Origin of the sequence: Ponticoccus litoralis (genome assembly GCF_039769985.1) — a bacterium.
Taxonomy (GTDB): Bacteria; Pseudomonadota; Alphaproteobacteria; order Rhodobacterales; family Rhodobacteraceae; genus Ponticoccus; species Ponticoccus litoralis.
Genome location: NZ_JBDNCH010000004.1, coordinates 1 through 21,309, shown reverse-complemented (window position 1 = coordinate 21,309; position 21,309 = coordinate 1). Strand labels below are relative to the sequence as shown.

At 63.7% G+C, this 21,309-nt stretch carries 19 protein-coding genes and 3 pseudogenes; 12 read left to right on the top strand and 10 right to left on the bottom strand.

Going from position 1 to position 21,309, the window contains the following annotated elements; genetic code table 11:
- The first annotated feature begins 3 nt into the window (after nucleotides 1-3).
- The 8 genes from ABFB10_RS24310 (at nucleotide 4) to ABFB10_RS20720 (ending at nucleotide 6,111) form a co-directional block, all read left to right on the top strand.
- A complete protein-coding gene (locus ABFB10_RS24310) occupies nucleotides 4-675 on the top strand; it encodes an SDR family NAD(P)-dependent oxidoreductase (protein ID WP_430523056.1) in 672 nt (223 codons plus the stop codon).
- Nucleotides 566-823 carry an SDR family oxidoreductase gene (locus ABFB10_RS20750; RefSeq protein ID WP_347168152.1) on the top strand — a complete coding sequence of 86 codons (258 nt, stop codon included), beginning with the start codon at nucleotides 566-568 and terminating at the stop codon, nucleotides 821-823. Before ABFB10_RS24310 ends, ABFB10_RS20750 begins: the two co-directional genes overlap by 110 nt.
- Before the next feature lie 4 nt (nucleotides 824-827).
- A complete protein-coding gene (locus ABFB10_RS20745) occupies nucleotides 828-1,658 on the top strand; it encodes a polysaccharide deacetylase family protein (RefSeq protein ID WP_347168151.1) in 831 nt (276 codons plus the stop codon).
- 29 nt (nucleotides 1,659-1,687) lie between these two features.
- The gene (locus ABFB10_RS20740) at nucleotides 1,688-3,214 is read left to right on the top strand and encodes a class I adenylate-forming enzyme family protein (protein WP_347168150.1); all 1,527 of its coding nucleotides are present in this window, start codon (nucleotides 1,688-1,690) and stop codon (nucleotides 3,212-3,214) included.
- An 81-nt stretch (nucleotides 3,215-3,295) separates the two neighbouring features.
- A complete protein-coding gene (locus tag ABFB10_RS20735; RefSeq protein ID WP_347168605.1) occupies nucleotides 3,296-4,651 on the top strand; it encodes an amidase in 1,356 nt (451 codons plus the stop codon).
- 81 nt (nucleotides 4,652-4,732) lie between these two features.
- Nucleotides 4,733-5,260 carry a MaoC/PaaZ C-terminal domain-containing protein gene (locus ABFB10_RS20730; protein WP_347168149.1) on the top strand — a complete coding sequence of 176 codons (528 nt, stop codon included), beginning with the start codon at nucleotides 4,733-4,735 and terminating at the stop codon, nucleotides 5,258-5,260.
- Between the two features lie 46 nt (nucleotides 5,261-5,306).
- Nucleotides 5,307-5,699, top strand: a complete 393-nt coding sequence (locus ABFB10_RS20725) for a RidA family protein (RefSeq protein ID WP_347168148.1) — start codon at nucleotides 5,307-5,309, stop codon at nucleotides 5,697-5,699.
- An 88-nt stretch (nucleotides 5,700-5,787) separates the two neighbouring features.
- Entirely contained in the window at nucleotides 5,788-6,111 is a 324-nt protein-coding gene (locus ABFB10_RS20720) for a 2Fe-2S iron-sulfur cluster-binding protein (protein WP_347168147.1), read from the top strand.
- 233 nt (nucleotides 6,112-6,344) lie between these two features.
- Here the strand turns inward: ABFB10_RS20720 and ABFB10_RS20715 are convergent, their stop codons facing one another.
- The 4 genes from ABFB10_RS20715 to ABFB10_RS20700 all read right to left on the bottom strand — a co-directional run bounded on the left by ABFB10_RS20715 (nucleotide 6,345) and on the right by ABFB10_RS20700 (nucleotide 10,449).
- Nucleotides 6,345-7,532 (bottom strand): ABC transporter substrate-binding protein, encoded by a 1,188-nt coding sequence (locus ABFB10_RS20715; protein ID WP_347168146.1) that lies wholly within the window; start codon nucleotides 7,530-7,532, stop codon nucleotides 6,345-6,347.
- The gene (locus tag ABFB10_RS20710) at nucleotides 7,529-7,936 is read right to left on the bottom strand and encodes a hypothetical protein (protein ID WP_347168145.1); all 408 of its coding nucleotides are present in this window, start codon (nucleotides 7,934-7,936) and stop codon (nucleotides 7,529-7,531) included. The genes ABFB10_RS20715 and ABFB10_RS20710 overlap by 4 nt, the downstream gene beginning before the upstream one ends.
- Nucleotides 7,937-8,219: 283 nt before the next feature.
- Nucleotides 8,220-9,620, bottom strand: coding sequence for an MmgE/PrpD family protein (locus ABFB10_RS20705; RefSeq protein ID WP_347168144.1), 1,401 nt, complete (start codon nucleotides 9,618-9,620; stop codon nucleotides 8,220-8,222).
- 1 nt (nucleotide 9,621) lies between these two features.
- Entirely contained in the window at nucleotides 9,622-10,449 is an 828-nt protein-coding gene (locus tag ABFB10_RS20700) for an SDR family NAD(P)-dependent oxidoreductase (protein ID WP_347168143.1), read from the bottom strand.
- A gap of 230 nt (nucleotides 10,450-10,679) precedes the next feature.
- Between ABFB10_RS20700 and ABFB10_RS20695 the strand changes: the two genes are divergently transcribed.
- The 4 genes from ABFB10_RS20695 (at nucleotide 10,680) to ABFB10_RS20680 (ending at nucleotide 15,775) form a co-directional block, all read left to right on the top strand.
- Nucleotides 10,680-11,483, top strand: a complete 804-nt coding sequence (locus tag ABFB10_RS20695; protein ID WP_347168142.1) for an exodeoxyribonuclease III — start codon at nucleotides 10,680-10,682, stop codon at nucleotides 11,481-11,483.
- A 341-nt stretch (nucleotides 11,484-11,824) separates the two neighbouring features.
- The gene (locus tag ABFB10_RS20690; protein ID WP_347168141.1) at nucleotides 11,825-12,892 is read left to right on the top strand and encodes an aromatic ring-hydroxylating oxygenase subunit alpha; all 1,068 of its coding nucleotides are present in this window, start codon (nucleotides 11,825-11,827) and stop codon (nucleotides 12,890-12,892) included.
- 73 nt (nucleotides 12,893-12,965) lie between these two features.
- A complete protein-coding gene (locus ABFB10_RS20685; RefSeq protein WP_347168140.1) occupies nucleotides 12,966-14,576 on the top strand; it encodes a phytoene desaturase family protein in 1,611 nt (536 codons plus the stop codon).
- 17 nt (nucleotides 14,577-14,593) lie between these two features.
- On the top strand, nucleotides 14,594-15,775 hold the full coding sequence (locus ABFB10_RS20680) for an acyl-CoA dehydrogenase family protein (RefSeq protein WP_347168139.1): 1,182 nt from the start codon (nucleotides 14,594-14,596) through the stop codon (nucleotides 15,773-15,775).
- A 460-nt stretch (nucleotides 15,776-16,235) separates the two neighbouring features.
- Here ABFB10_RS20680 and ABFB10_RS20675 read toward each other — a convergent pair whose 3' ends face one another.
- The 6 genes and pseudogenes from ABFB10_RS20675 to ABFB10_RS20650 form a co-directional block, all read right to left on the bottom strand.
- A complete protein-coding gene (locus ABFB10_RS20675) occupies nucleotides 16,236-17,717 on the bottom strand; it encodes a sodium:solute symporter family protein (RefSeq protein ID WP_347168138.1) in 1,482 nt (493 codons plus the stop codon).
- Complete coding sequence (locus tag ABFB10_RS20670) at nucleotides 17,714-17,899, bottom strand: hypothetical protein (RefSeq protein ID WP_347168137.1); 186 nt, start codon at nucleotides 17,897-17,899, stop codon at nucleotides 17,714-17,716. The genes ABFB10_RS20675 and ABFB10_RS20670 overlap by 4 nt, the downstream gene beginning before the upstream one ends.
- Before the next feature lie 116 nt (nucleotides 17,900-18,015).
- Nucleotides 18,016-18,640, bottom strand: a pseudogene (locus ABFB10_RS20665) (isochorismatase family protein).
- An 83-nt stretch (nucleotides 18,641-18,723) separates the two neighbouring features.
- A pseudogene (locus ABFB10_RS20660) lies at nucleotides 18,724-19,756 on the bottom strand (2,5-dihydroxypyridine 5,6-dioxygenase NicX family protein).
- Nucleotides 19,757-19,883: 127 nt separating this feature from the next.
- Nucleotides 19,884-20,567, bottom strand: a complete 684-nt coding sequence (locus ABFB10_RS20655) for an alpha/beta fold hydrolase (protein WP_347168136.1) — start codon at nucleotides 20,565-20,567, stop codon at nucleotides 19,884-19,886.
- A gap of 10 nt (nucleotides 20,568-20,577) precedes the next feature.
- A pseudogene (locus ABFB10_RS20650) lies at nucleotides 20,578-21,309 on the bottom strand (maleate cis-trans isomerase family protein); the annotation flags it as partial.

Below are 21,309 nucleotides of genomic sequence, written 5' to 3'. Positions count from 1 at the left end.
CCCATGAAGATTTCACTCGAAGGAGAGGGTTGCATGTCCGATCTCAACGGCAAGGTTGTTCTTATCACGGGCGGCGAAACCGGCATTGGCAGAGCCACGGTCGAACATCTGGCGCATTGCGGTGCACAGGTGATCATTGGCGGCGTGCTGGCGGATCAGGGTGCCGAAACCATCGCTGCGGTGGACGCGGCAGGCGGAAGCGCCGAGTTTCACGTCACCGATGTGCGCGAAAGCGCCGCGGTCGATGCATTTGTGGATGATGCCGTCGCGCGGCATGGGCGGCTTGATGGATTCATCAATAACGCCGCCGTCTTCGACGGCTTCACGACCTGCACGGAAACCACCGATGCGCTCTGGGACCACGTGCTTGACGTGAACCTGCGCGGCACCTTCTTCGGATGTCGCGCGGCGCTGCGACATATGACGAAGGCCGGTCGCGGCAGCATCGTCAACGTGTCCTCGGTCGGCGGGCTTGTCGGCGCGGCGGACGGCCCTGCCTATACCGCCTCGAAACACGCCGTGATCGGCCTGACCAAGCAGATCGCCTGCGCCTATGCGGCACAAGGTGTCCGAGGTCAATGCCGTGTGCCCCGGCGTGATTGCCACCGACATCCGCAACAACTCACTGGCCTTGCTGGGCAAGAATGCCCCCAAGATGGGCGGCGTCGGAGTTGATGCCGACTGGCTGCCGCGCACGGTGCCCATGGCTCGCAAGGCCGATCCGATCGAGATTGCGCGGGTCATCGCCTTCCTGCTGGGCGAAGGGGCGTCCTACGTGACCGGCCAGTCCTTCGTCGTCGACGGCGGCTGGACGGCGAAATGACCCGATGACCACGGTTTGTCTCACCTTCGATTTCGACGCGGTATCGCTCTGGCTCGGGTCGTTCCGGGCAACGACGGCAACGCCGATGTCACGCGGCCAGTATGGCGCCGATGTGGGTGTGCCCCGGGTGCTGACCCTTCTGGCACGCCACGACATTGCCGCCACGTTCTTCGTACCGGCGCATACCGCGGTGTCCTTCCCGGATGCCCTTGCGGCCATTCGCGACGGGGGGCACGAAATCGCCCTCCACGGGGATTGCCACGAGGCCCCGGTGGGGCGCACCGAAACTGAAGAAGCCGACCTTCTCGACCGCTCGATCGAGAAGCTGTCGCAGGCAGTGGGCGGCGGGTTCCAGCCCAAGGGCTACCGCTCGCCCGCTTTCGATCTGTCCGAGAATTCCATCGCGCTGCTCGAAAACCGAGGGTTGCTATACGACAGTTCGATGATGGGGCACGATTTCCTGCCCTATCGCGCGCGTCGGGGCTATGTCGTTGATCAGGAACGCTTCGAACAGGGTCCGGTCTCATCGGTCATCGAAATGCCGGTATCCTGGGAGCTTGACGACTTCCCCTACTTCACCTTCCTGAACAAGCCGCTCTACGCGGGTCTTCGCACACCGCGAGAGGTGCTGGAGATCTGGCGCGACGAGTTCGACCATTGCAGGACGCAGGAACGCGGTGTCTTCACCCTGACCATGCACCCGCAGATCATCGGACGCGGCCCCCGCATCGCCATGCTCGATGAATTGATCACCCATATGTCCGGTTGCCAGGGCGTGGACTTCTCGACCCTCGCCAGCGAAGCCGCCCGCCAGGACGCCACGCTGCCAAGATGACCCAAACCAATTCCGAAGGAGCCTCCCACATGCAGCCCTCGCCTCCTCCGGCTACGGTCTATGCCGCTCTGACAGATGCCGCGGCGGCCGCGCCCGAGGCCATCGCCCTGCGCTTTGACGACAAGACGCTGACCTATCGCGCTTTCCTGTCCGAGGTTGACCGCGTGGCCGAGATCCTGCGGGGCATGGGTGTTGCGCGGCAGGACAGGATTGGCGTGTTTGCCGCCAATTGCCCGGAGACATTGTTCGCCTATTACGCTGCGGCCAAGCTTGCGCTCGTCTTCGTGCCCTTGAACGCGGCGCTCAGCGCTGAAGAGGCGGGCTATATCGTCAGGCACAGCGATTTACGCCTGCTTTTCGTATCCGACGACATGGCCGGGATCGGTCAGGCAGCCGCCGGAGATCGCTTCCGCCACCTCGAAGCGCTGAATGCCACCCCTGAGGGTTCCGCGCGCGCTGGGAGCACTCGGCTCGCGACCCCTGAAGAGGACTTCCTTCTCATCTACACCTCGGGCTCGACGGGTGTTCCAAAGGCCGTGATGCTGAGCCAGGCCGCGCAGGTGGCCGCGCCAATCGCCCTGCGCCAGATGTGGGACATCACGCCCGGGCATCGGGTGCTTGTCGCCTTGCCCTCGGGGTTTCTCTACGGCCTGTCCACCGCTTGCGCCGTCGCCCTGCAGGCCGGAGCCGAAGTCGTGCTGCTGAACAGGTTCCACCCGGCGCGGGTGCTGGAGGCGATGATCGAGCATCAGGTCGACTACTTCCAGGGCGTGCCGACAATGTATTCGATGATGCTGGAGTATTGCGAGCAGCGGGATCTGGTGTTCGACCTCGCGGGCATCCGGGTCCTGGTCAGCGCCGGGGCGCCGCTGGCGGCGGAAACCATGGCGCGGTTCCGGAACCGTTTCGGCAAGCACATCGACAATTACTACGCCATGACAGAGGCCACCCCGATCTTCGGGCGCTACCCGACCGACCCGGCGCCGGTGCCGGAAGCCGCGATCGGAAAGGCGGCGCCCCTCGCCGATGTCCGCGTTCTGGCCGAGGATGGCAGCCTCTGCGCCGATGGCGAAATCGGCGAACTGGCCGTGCGCGGCGCGGCGACCATGACCCGATACGACGGCGCACCGGATCTGACCGCACAGGCCATGCAGGATGGTTTCTTCCGGTCGGGCGATCTGGGCTATCGCGATGCCGACGGGTTCTACTATCTGACGGGACGCAGCAAGGACATCATCATTCGGGGCGGTGCCAACATCGCCCCCGCCGAGGTCGAGGCTGTGCTGGCCGCCCATCCCGCCGTGCAGGAAGTGGCCGTGATCGGCCAGCCGGACCGCATTCTAAGCGAAGTCCCCGTGGCCTTCATCGTGCTTCGCCACGGCGCACAGGTCGAGGCAGGCGCGATCAAAGCCCATGCCGAGGCGCACCTCGCCGAATTCAAGGTGCCGCGCCACTACCTTTTCCGCCCATCGCTGCCGCAGGGCAAGACCGGAAAGATCGACAAGGCAGCACTGAAGGCCGAACTCGATGCAACCCCTGCGGAGGCGAACCAATGACGCCACAAGACTATCTGCGCCATGATGGCCTTGGGCTCGCGGCTGCATTGCACGCGGGCGAGACAACGAGCCGCAGAGTTGATGGAGCACGCAATCGCGCGCGCCGAAGCGGTGAACCCGCATGTAAACGCGTTGTGCTTCACCAAGCCGGAGGCCGCGCGCGCCATGGCCGCCATGGCGCAGCCGAAGGGCGCTTTCGGCGCCCTGCCCTTCCTCCTCAAGGACTCGGGCCTTGCATCGACCTTTCTGGAGGGCAGCGTCGGATCGGAGTTGTTCGCGGGGATGACCTCGCCGATCAACGCCACGCTGACCGAGCGTTTCGAGGCCTCGGGCTTTCTTCCGTTCGGGCGAACCACCGCGCCCGAATTCTGCATGGCCCCCACAACCGAGGCGCGCGCCAACGGTGGCCCAACCCGCAACCCACGGGACACTGGCCGGTCATCCGGCGGTTCGTCGGGCGGGGCTGCCGTGGCTGTTGCAACCGGGATCGTACCGATTGCGCATGGCAGCGACGGCGGCGGCTCTATCCGTATTCCCGCCGCCTGTTGCGGGGTTTACGGACTGAAGCCCTCGCGCGGGTTGATCCCGTTCGGCCCGGTGCGCGGCGAGGCATGGGGCGGCCTCGCAACCGACGGCGTCCTGACCCGCACTGTACGCGATACCGCCGCCGCCCTTGACGGAATTGCCGGCATGGAGCTGGGCGCACCCTACGCGGCACCGCCCCGGCCCGCCTCGTACCTGGCCGAGCTTGACCGGCCATTCGACCGCCCCCTGCGCATCGCCCATTGGACAGAGGCCCGGGAGGGGATCGCAATCGATCCCGAGTGCCAGGCCGCGACGGCCCACACGGCAACCCTTCTGCGTGACCTCGGCCACGAGGTGCAAGAGGCCGCATTGCCCGGGATCAAGTTCTCCAAATTCCTCGATGCGATGATCGACGTGATGGCCGCAAGCGTGACCCTTACGGTGAACGGCGTGTTGCGCGGCGCACCCGAGAAGGATCCGAAAGCGCTGCTCGAACCGGCGCTCTTCGACGCCTATCGCATGGGAAAAGATGTGGGCGCCGAAACCTATGGGCTGGCGATCAACCGTTTCCACGCACTTGGCCGCACGCTCGAGCGCTACATGCTCGACTACGATTTCGTGCTGACCCCCACCCTGACACGCCCACCGGCAAGATTGGGCGAGATTAGCACCGATACGGACTTCCTCGGCTTCCGCCGCAACATCGGCAGCTACACGACGTTCCTTGCGATCATCAATGCCTCAGGGCAACCGGCGGCCAGCCTGCCACTTTACCAGACCGCGACGGGGCTGCCCATCGGGGTCCAGCTCATCGGGCGCTTCGGGGACGAGACCGGACTTCTGCGGCTGTCGGCACAGCTTGAAAACACCGGCAGCTGGACCACCGGCTACCCCGTCTTCGGAGCGCTCTAAACTTTATAGCGCTTTTTAGTACGCTCGGGTCAAAAAAGACGTAGCGGTATCAAAAAATTCAGTGTAGCTTCAAGGTTGACCATGGCTGGCTGCATGCCGGCATCCCCGCTACTTCTAGGAAGGTTCACCCGAATGACTGACATCGCCAACCTTGTCGGGCCCAACGCAAAATTCTTCGAAGACTTCACCGTCGGCGAGGAATGGGTCACTCCGCGACGGACCATCACGGAAGCAGATCTTCTGATGTTTTCCGGCCTGACCGGTGACTTCAATCCGATCCACACCGACGAGGAATTCGCCAAGACCACCGCGTTCGGCACCCGCATCTTTCACGGTCCCGCCGCCTTTGCCGTCGCCACCGGCCTTGAAAGCCGCCTTGGCATCAAGGAAGGCACCGCGATCGCCTTCCTCGGCATGGACTGGAACCTGAAAGCGCCGATCATGATTGGCGACACGATCCACGTCTTCCAACGCGTCGAATCCGTTCGCCCGACCTCGAAAGGTGGCCGCGGGATCGTCGTGTTCTGGGTGGAAATCCGCAAGCAGGACGGCACAGTCTGCCAGGACGGCGAGTGGAAGGTGATGTTCTCCTGTCGCGACGGCAACTGACGCCTGCCCGCACCCGCCCCACGCAAGACATCCAGAGGGAGACATCATGATTACCCCCTTCAATCCAGCGCATTCGAACTGGAAAGGCCTGTCCTCGGGCACGAAACTAGAGGGCAAGGGCGTGTTCCTGCTGACCGGTCAGGTCGGCACCGGGCCTGATGGCGAGCCGGTCACGTCTTCGATCGAAGATCAGGTGACGGCGGTGTTCGAGAACCTGAAAGCGACGCTCGAAGCCGGCGATCTCGGGTTCGAGCATGTCGGTCGGCTGACCGCCTACATCACCGACAGCGACCCCGAGCTGCTGTCGGCCTATCAACGCATCCGCTCGCAATACGTGAACATGGATGCGCCGCCGGCCAGCGTTGCCGTGCAGGTTGTCGCGCTATACGACCCCCGCCTCAAGATCGAGGTCGAGGCGATCGGCGTGATCCCCGGGTAGGCCCCACCTACCCGGGTGGCGCCCCCTGCCCCCCGCAGTCTACAGGGGGCGCCCTCCCCGGGCTCCAGCCAACAGTCAAGAGACCGTCATGCCAACTGTCACCTTCATCACGCCGTCCGGCGCATCGCGCACGATCCAGGCCAAGGTCGGAAATTCGCTCATGGAAACGGCCCGCGATCACGGCGTGGACGGGATCGTCGCCGAATGCGGCGGCGCTTGCGCTTGTTCGACCTGCCACGTGTTCCTCGAACCCGAATGGTGCGACAAGGTTCCGCCGGTGGCCGAGCTTGAGGCGGACCTGCTGGAGTTCACCTCCGAACCGGCGACCGAATACTCTCGTTTGAGTTGTCAGATCAGGATCACCGACGCGCTTGAGGGCCTGACTGTGCGCATTTCCTCCCGCCAGAAATAGCCCGCGCGATCCCGGACCTTGATCGACACCTAAAGGCGCTCAGATCCTCCTGAGCGCCTTTTCTCGTTCCAAATCAATGGCACGCCCGGTGATCCCGGACATAAAAACCGGGCACCCTGAAGGTGCCCGGTTTCGGCGACGCGGTGGGCGGTCAATCGTTGCACCGCAGAGGTGTCCGAGATGCCGCCCTGTTCCCGAAGGGATCCACCGGGTGTCCCAGCAAGCAGCTTGCCCTAGACGAACCACCAGCGGCTGGCGGCATAGCGGCTGTCAAGCGAGGCCTGGGTGACGTTGGTCTCGGGCATCCCGATCTCATTCGACACCGCATCGATCATATTGTTGAACGCAGGTATCACCGAAGGACCGTCGACACTCAGGATCCGCTGCGCCTCGGCATACAGTTCGCGGCGCTTGGCCTCGTCGCGTTGCCCTTTCGCCTCGGTGACCAGACGGTCGAGACGATCGTTGGCATAGCTGGTCGCGTTCCAGGCGGCGCCTTTCCCGTAGGCAAGCGAGATGATGTGCGCCTCGGTCGGACGACCGGTCCAATACGATCCGAAGAAAGGGGTTTTCGCCCAGGTCGTCGCCCAGTAGCCATCCGCCGGCACGCGCACCGGCTTCAGATTGATCCCGGCTGCCCGCGCAGTTTCCGAATAGAGCAGCGCCGCATCGACCGCCCCGGTGAAGGCGCTGGTCGACACTTGCAGGTCCAGATCGAGGCTGTCGAGACCGGCTTCCTTGAGATAGAATTTCGCCTTGTCCGGATCGTAGCTGTGCTGTTCGAGGCTTGGATCATGGAACTGGTACGTCGGCGCGATGGGGTGATCGTTTGCAACCGTCCCGTACCCGTAGAGGATCTTGTCCACGAACTCTTGGCGGTCGATTGCGTATTTCAGCGCCCGCCGCACGTTGACATTATCCACCGGCGCCAGGGCTGTCTGCATGTCGAACAGGCTGAAGCCCGGGCTCGTCCGCGAGACCACCGTCACGTTCGGCACGTTGTTCAGGCGCATAGCGAGGCTGGGCTCGATCTCGGAGGAGACATGCACTTCGCCCGAGATGATCGCGTTGGTGCGCGCAGCACCATCGTTGACGGCGATGTATTCGACACTGTCGAACCAACCCCGGTCAGACCTGTGATCGTTTTCATAGCGCTCGAAACGGGCGCTGACACCGGGTTCGAAACTGATCAGACGATAGGGCCCGGTGCCCACGCCGGATTGCCAGTCGGCGACACCGTCTTTGCTGGGCAGGATCGACAATGTGTATTCCGCAAGGGTCGACGGCCAGTCGACATCCGGGGCGCTCAACTTGAACACCACAACATCATCGCCCTCGGCGGATATGTCCTCGAGATTGACCAGCAGGGACTTCACCGGCGATTTCGACCCTTCCGCACGGTGCAGGTTGATCGAGTTCACGACATCCTCGGTACCGTCAGCGTCTTCCCGTTGTGGAACGTCACGTCCTTCTTGAGGGTCAGGCGCCATTCCGTTGCGCTGTCGTCGACACTGGCATCCGTGACCAGCACGGGCACGATCTCGCCGGTCGAGTTGATCTCGTAGAGGGAATCCAGAAAGGTCACGCGGGCAACGCCGCCGAAGGTGGCTAGGGTAACATCGGGATTGAAGCTGTCGGTCGTACTGGCGTTGCCGATCGCAAACACCGCGTGTCCGCCCCGCTTGGGTTCCGCACGCGCCATCTGCGGCAGAAGCAGGCCGCCTCCAAGCATCCCGAAGCCAAGCGCCGTACCGCCGGCAAGCAGGTCACGCCGTGTGGGGCCGGTTCTGGTGTGCGCGGCCCTGTTCGAATTGAAGAGTTTCATTCTTACCTCCCGTTTTCGCGCTTCGCGTTCCAAAGCGCAGGTCAAGAATACTATAGATTCAAAAATACTACCGCGTATTATTCACCGTAATGGCAAAAAACTTGTACTTTTTCGCAAACCATTGCGGTGACACTAAAAAGCCGGGTCGGACCAGATGCCCTTCAGCGCCATAGGCCCACAAGAGCAAGGCACAGCCCCGAAATCGAGGGTGATTCCCCCGATACCGGCCTGAACGATCGGAACGGCAGGCGGCGCAGCCTGAAGGCCACGCCGCCTGAATTGTTTACTGCGCGCCCGGGGCCAGCGCCCCCAGCGCCACTGACATGTCGGCGACCTCTTCCAGAGCCCAGATCGTGTCCTGGAACGCACGGATGTTTTCAGGCGCGAGATGGTGCTTGGCGAACTGCTCGAACACCGCGTTGAATTGTGCCCGTGTCATCGGCTCGTCGACCGAGCCGATCACGGCCATCCGCTCCTTCGTGAACGTCTCGCCGTTTTTCGTGCGCACGATAACCGTCGTCGGACGACTCATGTAGCGCACCGGCTCGGAGGATTTGCCGACCGCCTCGATCGTCACGCGGACCTTGCCGCGCGCCTCCAGGAGCCTGGGCTCGTCCACCTCTCCGTCGAGGAAGTCGCTTACGCTCAACTCTCCGTTCAGGATCGCCAGGCCCAGGGCATGCTGGAAGCTGAATTGCTTCTCGCCTGCCGACACCGGGTTGGGATTGTCGCAACCCGCGTCTTCCGCTCCTGCGATAATCTCGACGGTTTCGATGTCGTCAGACGCAAGCCGCTCTGCGGCCATGATCTCGAACAATGCGTCGAGCTGGCGATGGATGCTGATCGAGTTCGGGTACTTCTTCACCCACATTTCCCGGAAGAACCAATGCGTGCCAAGGTTGGCCATGGCATCATCGAGGGAGATGCCTTTCGACAACATGTCCTTGTAGGAGGCGAGGTCCGGATTGCTGGTCAGACCCATGCGCGCCATATCGGCGCCCATCATCCCCTGCAACGAGTGCAGCGCCGATTCAAGGAAATGGGCGTCCGTGCCCAGACTGGCCTCGGTGATTGCAGGCCCGGAAAGGGCGAAGCCCATGGCCGCCGTTGTCTGTTCCGCATCAAGGCCGTAGGCCTTGGCAGCGGCAGCCGCGCACCCCATGCCCGAGGTGGTCGGCAGCGACTGGCCCAGCCGCATGACGTCGAACGGCAGACACGTCCGGTAGTGGGCCTCAAGCCCCGCAACCGTCGCCTCGATCAGCGCCTTGCCCGACATGCTGTTCTTTTCGGCCAGCGTCAGCAACAGCGGGATGACCGTCACATCCCACGAACAACCGCCGTCCGGAATTGCGACATCCTCCAGCTCGCTCGCATGGGCGGCAAAGGCGTTCAGAAGAACGCCTTCCCAAGCCGAGGTGCGCAGCCCGGTGCCCAGAATGCTGACCTCTCCGCGCAGCGCGCGCGCTTGAATGTCGTCGAGCAGTTTCCGGGTGTTGGGGCAGGACATGCCCGCAAGCACGCCGGCCACCGTCTTCAGGATAAGCGACTTGGCGAATTCGACCACTTCGGGCGGCAGCTGCGCGTATTCCACACCGGCCACGAAACTCCCGAGGTCACGTGCCATCGAGCCTTTTTGCATCTTGCACTCCTGTCCTGTGCTTTTCGGCGGCATCTGTTGGGTCATGTCACTTTTTCGGCTCGATCGAGAAACCGCCGAGCTGCGGCCAGGCGATCGGAGCTGCGGCCTTCGCGAGACGCTCTTCCAGCGGCAGAGCCTCGTCCCAGAGGGCGGCAACCACGCGGCGGCAGTTGAAATCCTTCCCGGCATCCGATGCCATGTAGAGATAAGGCGCGGACATGACGTGGTTCTGCATCAGCGCCGAGGTGTCGATGTCCGGATCGCGATACTTCGCCGACATGTTGGTCGCCGTGTTGCCGCCCGGAATCAGGACGTTGCAGGTGACGCCGGTGCCCTCGAGCTCGAGCGCAAGAACCGAAGCCATGGCCTCGTGCCCGGCTTTCGAGCTGCCGTAGGTCGTGTTCGAGGCGGTCCACATCGTGCCGAGACTGGTGGTGACATTGACGATACGCCCCGAACCCTGGGCAATCATATGCTCGACGGCGGGCTTCGTCAGGTAGAACGGCCCGTCAAGGTTCACCGCGCGGATTCGCTGCCAGGCCTCGACGGTCACTTCGCGGAAGCTGGCGGGTTCCCAGAGGCCCGCGTTGTTCACGAGGATATCCAGACCGTTCAGAGTCTCGATCGATTGCGCGATGGCAGCCTCCGCCGCCTTCGGATCGGTGATGTCCACCTGAATCGGCAGCACGTTCTCATCCCCGGCCAGCGCCTTGAGACGCGCTGCGCTCTCTTCCAGCCAGGCTGCATTCACATCGAGCATTGCCACCTTGCCGCCCTCGCGCAGCGTGGCCTCGGCCATCGCGTAGCCCAGCCCGATCGGGCTTCCGGCGCCCGTGATTACAGCAACTTTGCCGCTGAGAGATTTGTTGGACATCACGTTCTCCATTCCCAAAAAGCCATGCGTACCCGGTCGCATCACGTCGAGCGCATACGGATGAGTACGTTTAATTTACGATATAGTGTTTTTTAGTTATTGAAAGTATAATTGTCGTGCGTAGACTGGCCGCGGCGGCTGCGATTGGCGGTACGACCGACGCTGTGGGTGGCCGCAACTGCACATCCGCCGCGTCGTGGATCGCAAGCAAGCCCGGAGAATTCACTGCAATGACGTTCACTGTTGTCTCGTGGAACATCAACTCACTGGTCCCGCGGCTGAAGGTTGTCACGCGCCTGCTGGACGAAGAGAGCCCCGACGTCCTGTGTCTTCAGAAGTGCAAGGTGGCCAAGGAAAGCTTCCCTGTCCGCGCTTTCACCGAGCGCGGCTACACACATCACGAAATCCGCGATCAGGACGACGTGAATGGCGTGGCGATCTTCTCGAAGCGGCCAATTTCCGAGGTCGAAAGCAAGAACTTCACGGGCGCCGCCGAGGCGCGCCACCTGTTTGCCCGACTTGAGAACGGGGTCGGCATCCACAACATGTACTTCCCGGCGGGCGGCAGCCAACCCGATGCCCGTATCGACCCGGGCTTTCAGGAGAAGCTCGATTTCCTGGACAATGTCTGCGGATACTTCGACGCGCAGAAGCCGCAGAAATCCGTGTTGGTCGGCGATCTGAACATCGCCCCGACGAAGGACGACGTCTATGATCACGCGCTTCTGCGCAGCCAGGTCACCCACTCCGCGCAAGAGGGCGAGATCCTCGAAAAGGTGCAGAAATCCGGCGCCTGGGTCGACGTCATGCGCAAAACGCAGCCCGAAGGCGCGCTCTATTCCTGGTGGGCATACCGTTGGTGGGATGCCAATGCGCCCGTGGGCGACAAGAAGGACAGGGGGCGCCGGCTCGACCATATCTGGGCGACGCCGGACCTCGCAGATCAGCTGGACACAAGCTGGGTTCACCGCCCTGCACGCGACTGGAAGGGCACATCTGACCACGCGCCCGTCTTCGCACGTTTCAATCTCTGAAGCGGCGCACCCGCTCCCTGGCAGGCAGGTCTGACGTTGCACGGGCCTGCGCTGCATCACGGTTTTCTACAGGGCCCTCAGATCTCTAAGCACCTGTTTTCAAAGTAAACTCATGGCCACAATTCTCGCCAGAACGCCCGGCACAATTGTATTGACTTATGAGTATAAATACATGACCCTTCGGTCTATTCCAGCCTGAAGCCAGACATGGGCGGAGTTCGCAGAACAGCCGTTTCGTGGATCACACGCCTGCCGGTTGGGCGACGGCGGCGGGCTTGAGATCCCGAAAGGGCAGCCGGCAGATCTGGCCAAGAGCCGCATTGAATTGGGAGGTCTATCAAATGCAGCACAGCGTTCCGTCTCGGTTCTACACCGACGAGGCACACTTCGACTTCGACAAGAAGAACATCTTCTACAAGACCTGGCAGTTCGTCGGCCATGTCAGCCAGGTTGCCAATGTCGGCGACTACTTTACGACGAACATCGCCGATGAAAGCATCTTGATCGCCAAGGGCGAGGACGGGGTGATCCGTGCGTTCTTCAACGTGTGCCCGCACAGGGCCCATGCGGTTGCAACGGGCGCTGGCAATCGCAAGCTCTTCGTATGCCACTACCATGCCTGGTCCTACCGCCTGAGCGGAGACCTTGTAAGGGCGCCGCATGCCGAAGATGTGGAAGGGTTCTGCAAAGCCGACATCAAGCTGCGCGAAGTGCGCCTTGAAACCATGCTGGGCCTGCTGTTCGTGAACCTCGACGACACTGCCAGCAGCCTGGCCGAGACCTACCCGGGGCTCGAAGAAGGCATCGTCTCGACCCGCGAGGGCATCGAGACCATGAAAGTCGTATTCGAGCGCGAAATCGAGCATAATTGCAACTGGAAAGTCTCGGTCGAGAACCTGAACGAGTGCTACCACTGCGCATCGGTCCATGCGACCTCGATCACACAGCTCTACGCCACCGATAGCTATACCGTCGATCTCTACGGCCCCTACCTGCGGCATTTCATTGCCCGGGCGAAAGACCGCGACCTGCATGGCGATCTGCACAGCTGGTTCATCTGGCCCAACAACGTGGTCGAGGTGTTCCCGATCCACGGCGCGGTGTCCTTGCGCCGGGTTGTCCCCACGGGTCCGAACAAGACCAGATACCACTACAGCTGGTGGGTGCCCGAAGGCCTGTCGGACGAGGCGACCGCCGCGGTCATCGCCGAGGGGACCGAGTATTGTAACACCGTCTGCGTCGAGGATGCCGCCGTGGTAAAATCCGTTCAGAAGGGCCTCGAAAGCATGGGCTTCGACAACGGACCGCTCGTGGTCAGCACCGAGACCGGCCAGCAGAGCGAGAATGCCATCGCGCATTTCCAGACGCTCTATGCATCCGCAATCAGGGAGGCCGGTGGCGCGCTTTGACGCGCCAGTCCCGGAAGTGAAACCTTTCGATCCTGACTCCGGGTTCAGGCTTACCAGCGTCTAGGAGCAAGAGATGCGTTCATATGATGCCATCGTCGTCGGCGGTGGACACAACGGTCTGACCTGTGCGGCTTACATGGCCAAAGCGGGGGCGAAGGTCTGTGTGCTTGAACAACGGACTTTCGTTGGCGGCGCCTCGGTGACCCGGGAGGTATTCCCAGGGCACAAGGTTTCCGTTGCGGCCTACTGGATGTCGATGCTGCAGCCCAAGATCATGCGCGATCTCGAGTTGCGGCGTCGCGGCGTCGAACCCATTCCGACGCCACCGACGTTGCACCCCTTCGCGGATGGCCGCTCGGTGGTGTTCTGGCCCGACCGCGCGCGTGTGCAGGACGAGCTTGCGCAGTTCTCGCAAAAGGACGCAGAGGCCTATGCAGCCTATGACGACCACATGACACGTATCGTCGCCGCGCTTCGTCCGATGCTGTTCGAAACACCGGTCGATCCCACCGACCTGTCACTCCGGGGATTGCGCCGCACGCTTAAACTGGCATGGCGGAATCGCCGCGCCCTACCCCATTTCTACGACCTCTGGGACCTGCTCACGCTGAGCGCCTGGGATTACCTGCACCGCTGGTTCGAAAGCGACGAAATACGCACGATCTTCGCGAGCTATGCCTCCGGGTCTGCCGGTATTCTCAGCCCGAAAAGTCCGGGCTCGGCCTATGTTCTGGCGCGCCCCTATCTGCGCGACAACAGCACCGACCAGGGCCCCGGCGGACTGATCCGGGGCGGCATGGGCGCAATCACCCAGGCCCTGAGGGAGGCCGGCGAGGCATACGGCGCAACAGTGCTGACCGGGAGGACCGTGCGCCGCGTGATCATCGAGAAGGGCACAGTCCAGGGCGTCGAACTGGAGGACGGAAGCCGTATCGACGCGCCCGTGGTCGTGTCGAACGCAGGCGCCAAGGCCACCTATCGCGACCTCCTCGGCAAGGACCATGTCGCCCCCGAGATCCTCGCGCAGATTGACAGGCACCGCACCGGGTCGATTGCCTTCAAGATCAACCTGTCGACCCGCGCCCTACCCCGCTGGACGGCTTTCGACGAACGCCAGCTGAACGTCGCCGGGCCGGGCGGCATCACCCTGGCCGAGAACTCGGACGAGTTGGAGGATGCCTTCCAATCGGCCATGAACGGCGAGATGGCCCCGCGCCCCTATCTGTGGATCACCACGCCGTCTGCCTTCGACGACAGCGTTGCCCCCGAGGGCCGGCACGTTGTGCAGATCATGGGCGGGCATGTTCCCTATGCGCTGAACGGGCGGGAATGGGATGCGGACACCCGGCAGGAACTCGTGGACATCGTGCTGAGCCAGATTTGCCGCTACGCCCCGGGGTTCGACGAAGACGTGCTCGATGCCCAGGTGCTGACCCCGAAAGACATCGAGTCGATGTTCTCGATGATCGACGGGCATGTGCATCACGGGGAAATGAGCCTGGATCAGATCTTCTTCCGCCGCCCGATCGCGCATTACGCCGATTATCGCACCCCGGTCAAAGGCGTCTACATGTGCGGCGCAGCCTGCCACCCCGGCGGCGGCGTGAACGGTGTGCCCGGCCACAACGCTGCACGCGAAGTGCTGGCGGACATGGGCCGCAAATTCCCTGCCCAACCCTACTGAAGACACAAACAGGACACATGATGGATCACCGATTTACCGATGAGGAGCGCGAAATCATCCGGACCGTGGACCGCTTCGCCATGGAACGCATCCGTCCGAACGTCGCGCAGTACGAGGCAAGCGGCACCTTCCCGCAAGAGCTGGTGGCGGAGATGGCCGAACTCGGCATCTTTGGCCTGCTCGTGCCCGAGGAGCATGGCGGTCTCGGGCTGCGGCTTAGCGTCTTCGCGGCGGTGTTCGAAAGGCTCGCCCGCGCCTGGACAACGATCGCCGCCTACGCGAACAGCCATGCCACCGTTGTGCATGCGCTGGCGACCTACGGCACCGACGCCCAGAAAGAGACCTACCTGCCCGGACTGGCGACCGGCGCACATCGTGGCGCCCTCTGCCTCACCGAGCCGGGGTGCGGGTCGGACCTTCAGGCCATTCGCGGCACCTTGCATCCGCGCGGCGATGACTACAGCCTGACCGCGTCCAAAACCTATGTCACCAATGGCGCACGCGCCACGTTGCTGTTGACCCTCGTCCGCCACCCCGAGCCCGGAGAAAACGGCAAGCCCCGCTTCTCGCTGGCGCTGGTCGACAAGGCGCTAGACGGGATCGAGATCACCTCGACCTTCCACAAGATGGCCTACGATCTTGTCGACACGGTCCAGATCGAGATGGACAACGTGCCGCTCCGACGCGACTGCATTCTGGGCGGAAGCGAGGGGCTGGGCTTCCGGCACCTGATGGAATCCCTCGAGGTCGGGCGGATCGCAATCGCGATCAGCGCCGTTGGTCTTGCCGCGAATGCCCTTGCAGAGGCGCAGCGCTTTGCGGGGGAACGCCGGACCTTCGGCGTGACGATCGACCAGCATCAGGCGGTTCAGCTCAGACTGGCCGACATGGCGACCAAACTCGTTGCGGCCCGATTGCTGACCTACGAAGCGGCCCGGGAAAAAGAGGAAGGCAAACGCGCCGATATGATCGGTGCCATGGCCAAGCTCTATGCCTCGGAAATGGGGCTGGAGATTGCCCAGGACGCGGTGCGCATCCATGGCGGCGGCGGCTACATCAAGGATTATGCCGTCGAACGGCTGTATCGCGAGGCGCTGCTCTACACGATCGGCGAGGGAACGAACGACATCAACCGGATCGTCATCGCGCGCCGCATGACCGGCGATTACGAGCGTGACTATCTGGATCTGCCGCAGTGAGCGCACCCGTCCGGGCCGATGGTCCGGCGGCAATCCGGCGCAAGGCCTGCGGACGTCGGTCCAACAAACGGATCGATCCCGCACTGCGTGCGTTCGCGCGGACGCTGTCGATGAGCCCTCCGCCGACTTTGGACCCCCGGTCGCAGCCGAGACGCTGGCGGCAGACCATGGCCTGAAGGGGACGCGGAAGATCTTGCGGAAATGGGTGTAGGATGCTGGCATCCGGCAATCGCGCAAGCAGCGCAGAAGGGTTCACCAGCCGCGCCGGCGCCGGGACTGCCATGGCGCGCTGGTGGCGATAGACGGCTCTGATCACGCCTGGCTCGAGGACCGTGGTCCTGCCTGCACCTTGCTGGCCTTTGTCGACGGCGCCACCGGCACGCGGATGCACCCGACGTTCGCCGCCCCCGGCGCATGGGTCCGGGGGCGGCCTTTCTTTGACGTCAGATCACGACGACCCTCAGCCCGCGTTGACCACCGGAGCTGCGTCGGAGGAGGCGCGCTCGGACACGAAGCCTTCGGTCACCTCATTGCTGGGTCGGGTCAACAGGCTGACGCCAACAAACAGCAGGGTCGAGACCGGCAGGCCCAGAATACCCGCGTTGTAGCCAAAGAGCTTGTTCCCGGTCAGATACATCACGATCACAAACAGCCCGCCGCCCGCGATCGAGGCCAGAGCCCCGGCTGCGGTGCCACGCTTCCAGAAGAAGGCGCCGACGATTGCAGGGACGGTGACCACCAGACCCGCAGAGGCTGCCACTGACAGGATCGAGATCAGGCTCAGCTCCATCGCGGCAAAGCCAAGCGCCAGAAGGGAAATCACCGGGATCACCAACTTGCCGACCCAGAGCTGACGGTGATCGGATTGATCGCCGCTCACATTGCCGTAGACGTCGCGCGCCACCATGGAGGACAGCGTCAGCAGGATCGAGTCGATGGTGGAAACCGCAGCCGCGAGGATGCCGACCATCACGATCACGCCGAGGACCGGCGGCACGAAGTCCGAGGACAGCAGGACCGAGGTCGCCAGATCCGGGCTTTCCAGATCGGGAAAGGCGACAAAGGCAGAGAAGCCCCAGATCACCGACACCAGCGTGTAGACCAGACCAAAGCAGAGGAAGATCAGAAGCATCCGACGCAGCGCACCCAGAGACTCCGGCATGAACAGACGCTGGCTGACCTGCGGGTTGGAAATCGAAAAGAAGAACCACGGGATCGTCAGCCCGAGAAAGGTCTGCAGGCTGAACAGCCCCGGCCCCGGCACGGTCAGCATCTCGGGCTTGCGCTCGGCAACAGTCGCGAACATGGCGCTGAACCCGCCCAGCTCGCTCACCACCAGAATGGCGACAAGGGCCGAGGCGACGATCATCACCAGCGCTTGCAGGCTGTCGGTCCACATGACCGAACGGATGCCGGCAACATAGGAGAAGAAGATCGCAAGCGCGGTGGCAATCAACAGACCGGCACCAAAGGAGATACCGCCCTCGGTCATGCCAGAAACCAGGTAGCCGACGCCCGAAAGCTGCACGGCGGAATAGGGGATCAGGAAGATGCAGCTGACCACCGCCGCCGCAATCGCGACCCAGCGGCTGCCATACCGCGCTCCGAGCATTTCAGAAGGGGTGACAAAACCGTATTTCTTGCCCGCCGCCCAGAAGCGCGGCCCGAAGATCGCCACCAGCGACACACCGGCGAAATAGATGATCTCGAACCCCAGCGCGCCGACGCCCCCCTTGTAGGTGAGGCCTGCAAGGCCGACCATCATGAAGGCGGAATAGGTGGTGGCCGAATAGCTCAGCGCCGAGACCACGCCGCCCATGCTGCGCCCGCCGAGGAAATAGTCCGACATGGTGGAGGACTTGCCCGTCCGCGACATCATCGCGACGACGATGGAGATCACCACATAGGTTGCGATCCCGTACCAGATGAACGACTGGCTCATTGATCATCCTCCGAGAAAGAGGCGGTTGCCAGTGCGTTCAGCACGATGATGACGACCCCGGCAAGGGTCCAGAAAAGAAAGGCACCGGTCCAGCTCGGCGTATCGCCGAGCAGGCCATAGGGCACGGCATAGCAGGCCAGAATGACCAGCCCTACCAGCCACAGGGATACTGTACGTAGCATTAGTTTGCGCTCCCGTTGGATTGTTGAAGGTGTCAGGGGTCGGATGCTTTGTCGCACCACTTATTCACTGTTTGGCGCCGGATGCCCTGCGGGCGCAATGGCCTGCAGGGCGCCGGTCACGCCAGGCTTTCGAGCCAGGCGAGGATGTCGTCTGCGTCCGTGACGTCGCCGTATTTCTGGTCGATGTCATAGAGGGCGGCGTCGTGTGGGGGCGGGCTCGGTCGGCGCAGCAATCCGCCGGGACCAGCACGGTGAAGCCCGATTGCACCGCATCCACCGCGGTGGCGCGCACGCAGCCCGAGGTGGTGGCGCCGGTGACCACCACCGTGTCCACCCCGGCGCCGGTCAACAGGCCCGCAAGATTGGTGCCGTGAAAGGCCGAGGCGCCGTGCTTGACGATCACCGGGTCGTCCGGGCGGATGCCCGTGGCGGCGTCGATCTCGACCAGCCGCGACCCGACCGTCAGGGCGGCCATGCCCGTGGCCTTCTTCAGCCAGGGCAGCGTCGCAAGCTCCCGGGGCTGGAAGGCGATGACCGTATAGATCACCGGGAAACCCGCGGCGCGGGCGGCCTCGGTCAACCGGCGGGTCGCCGCGATCTGGGCCGACATGTCGGCGGCGGTCGGGTATTGGGTGTCGGTGAATCCGTAGGAGAAATCCACCACCACGATGGCCGGGCGGCTGCCGCGCGGCACCAGTACGTACCGAAACCGGCCTCGGCATAGACCTGTTGCTGGGACATGTCCTGTCCTCCGTAAATGGGGCGCCCGCCCCGCCGGACCCCGGGCCCGGACAGAGGCGGCGCTGGCTTTGGGGGCGCCGCGCTCAGCGGCGCGCGATCTGCATCTCCTTGACGACAAGATCGCCGTCGATGACGATCGGCTCGTCATCGAGAAACAGCGAGCAGCCGCGCATCGGGATATCGAGGTGGCAGGCGGTGTCGTTGGGCCCGCCCAGCTCGTTGTTGGGGCCGGTCGAGAACATCACGTTGCCGTAGAAGCTGCGCGGCTCCATGCCCATGCCGCCGGGGAATTCGCCCGGGGTCATGCCATGCCAATGCGCGTCGCGGTTCATGCCCCAGCCGACGTGGCTCATGCCCAGGCCGCGCGGATCGTTGAAGCCCTCCATGTAGGATTTGACCAGTTCCGCATCCAGCCCGCCGCGGATGTCGGTGATCCAGCCCTTCTCGATCGTGTAGGTGATCGGGTCGCGCACATACATGTTCTGCGGCAGCAGCACGTCGCCCGGCGCCACCACGATCTGCCCGTCCACCCCGTCGTCGTCGCCGCCGGTGAAGACGAAGCCCGAGGGCCAGTGGTCCCAGCGCCCGGGCTCGTCGGTGCAGGCGTATTCGGCCACGGTGGGATAGGTGTTCAGCTTGTAGGTCACATCGGTGCCATGCGGCGAGGTGATGCGCATGACCTTGGCCCGTGCCGGGTAGTCGGCCCCGATCTCGACCTTCTCGCGCAGCTCCTGGCTGGGCAGCATCCGCGCCAGCAGCTCCGGCGGCTCGACCGCGGTCAGGATGCGCGTCCCGGCGGCCTGGATGGCGAACTGTTCGGGGCTGAACAGCAGGAACACGCAGTCGATCAGCATGTCGCAGTTCTTCAGCGCCTCGACCGCCTCGGGCATCGCCGCGAGGCCGGTCTGACCCACCGCCCAGGACCCGACGACGGGCGGCGCGGGCAGCCGCATGTGGTACATGTTGGCGCCCAGAATGCGGCCCGCCGCCATGAAGGCATCGGCATAGTCCAGCCGGTCATTGCCACTGGGTCAGAACGATCAGGCGCTCGTCCTTGCGCACCCCGGACATCTTCAGCTGGTGCAGGCAGATGTCGGTAAAGCTTGCATGATCCATGACGGATCCTCCCTATTCCCGGTTTATTGAAGGTCGAAGTCCATGACCGCCCCGAGGAAGCCCTCGAGGTTGTCCCAGGGGATCATGTGGCCGGCACCGGCCACGATGCGCTGTTCGATGGCCGGGTTCAGCTGCGCGACCTCGGCCTCGGTCTAGCCGCGTCGACCACCGTGGCGCCCCCCGCGATGACCAGCCGCGCGGGCTTGGCGATCCCGGGGATGTCCTGATGGATGTCGTCGGTGTGGAACCCGTCGAAGGCGATGCGGATCGCGCCCCAGTGGCAGGTATGCAGCCATTCCGCGCGCAGGGCGACCTGTTCGTCGCTCCAGGTCGGACAGAAGGCCCGCATCTCCTCGGTCGAACAGCCGCGCGCCGCCATCACGATGCTGTCGCCGTACCAGGGCCATTGCGACGGATAGGCGCGGCGGCCCGGCCCGGACATCGGCGGGTCGACCAGCAGGAAACCGGCAAAGGGTTCGGGGTCGCGGGCATTGGCGCGAATGGCGATCCGGGCGCCCATGGAATGGCCCATCACCACGGGACGGTCCATGGTCCTGGCGATGGCGATGGCGTCATCGGCCAGCGCATCCAGCGTGTAATCCAGGTCGCCCGTCTCCGACAGGCCGCGCCCGCGCACGTCCAGCACATGCACCTCGAAGCGCTCGGCCAGCCGTTCGGCGACGAAGCCCCAGGTGATCGCGGGCGAGGTGATCCCCGGGATCAGCAGCAGTTGCGGCGCGCCCTCCGGCCCGTCCCAGCGGATCAGGTGCTGGCGGATGCCATTGGCGTGGATATTGTACCCGAAGCTCATGCCACCCTCCTCAGTAGGCGCCCGAGAGCAGCGTGCCGCCGCCCGGAACCCGCGTGTCGAGATCCAGCGCCCGGAGCATCTGCCAGGTCGTGGCGATGGCGGCGGTCAGCACCGGCTTGCCGACCTGCGCCTCCACCGTCGAAACCGCAGGCAGCGAGGGCATCTGCACGCAGGCCGAGAGCACCACCGCATCGACCTCCGAGGTGTCCATCTCCGCGACGATGCCGGGCAGGTTCATCGGGTCATGCGCCGCCACCGCCAGGTTGTCCTGGATCTCCAGCGCGCGCCAGGTCACCACCTCGATGCCCTCGTTGCGGATGTAGTCCACCACCATCTCGGTCAGCGGCTTCATGTAGGGCGCCACCACCGCGACCTTCCTTGCACCGATCGCCTTGATGCCCTCGACCAGAGCCCCGGCGGAGGTCACAACCGGCGCCTCCGCGTCATTGTCGCGGGTCACGCCCTGCAGCCGCTCCTGCGAGGTGCAGTGATAGCCATGCCCCATCGACATGATCGCAACCAGGCAGGCATAGCCCATCACGTCCACCACTGGCGTCCGACAGCTCCAGCGCGCAGCGGTCGCTGTCCGCATCCATCTTCGCCAGCTCTTCCCGCGTCACATGCTTCATCCGCATCCGCGACGAATGAAACGTGAAACGCTCCGGCGCTACCGCCTCTCGCGCACGCAAAAGCGCCGGAATCTCCGTCTCCATCGTGATGTTGGAAGACGGCACAATCTGGC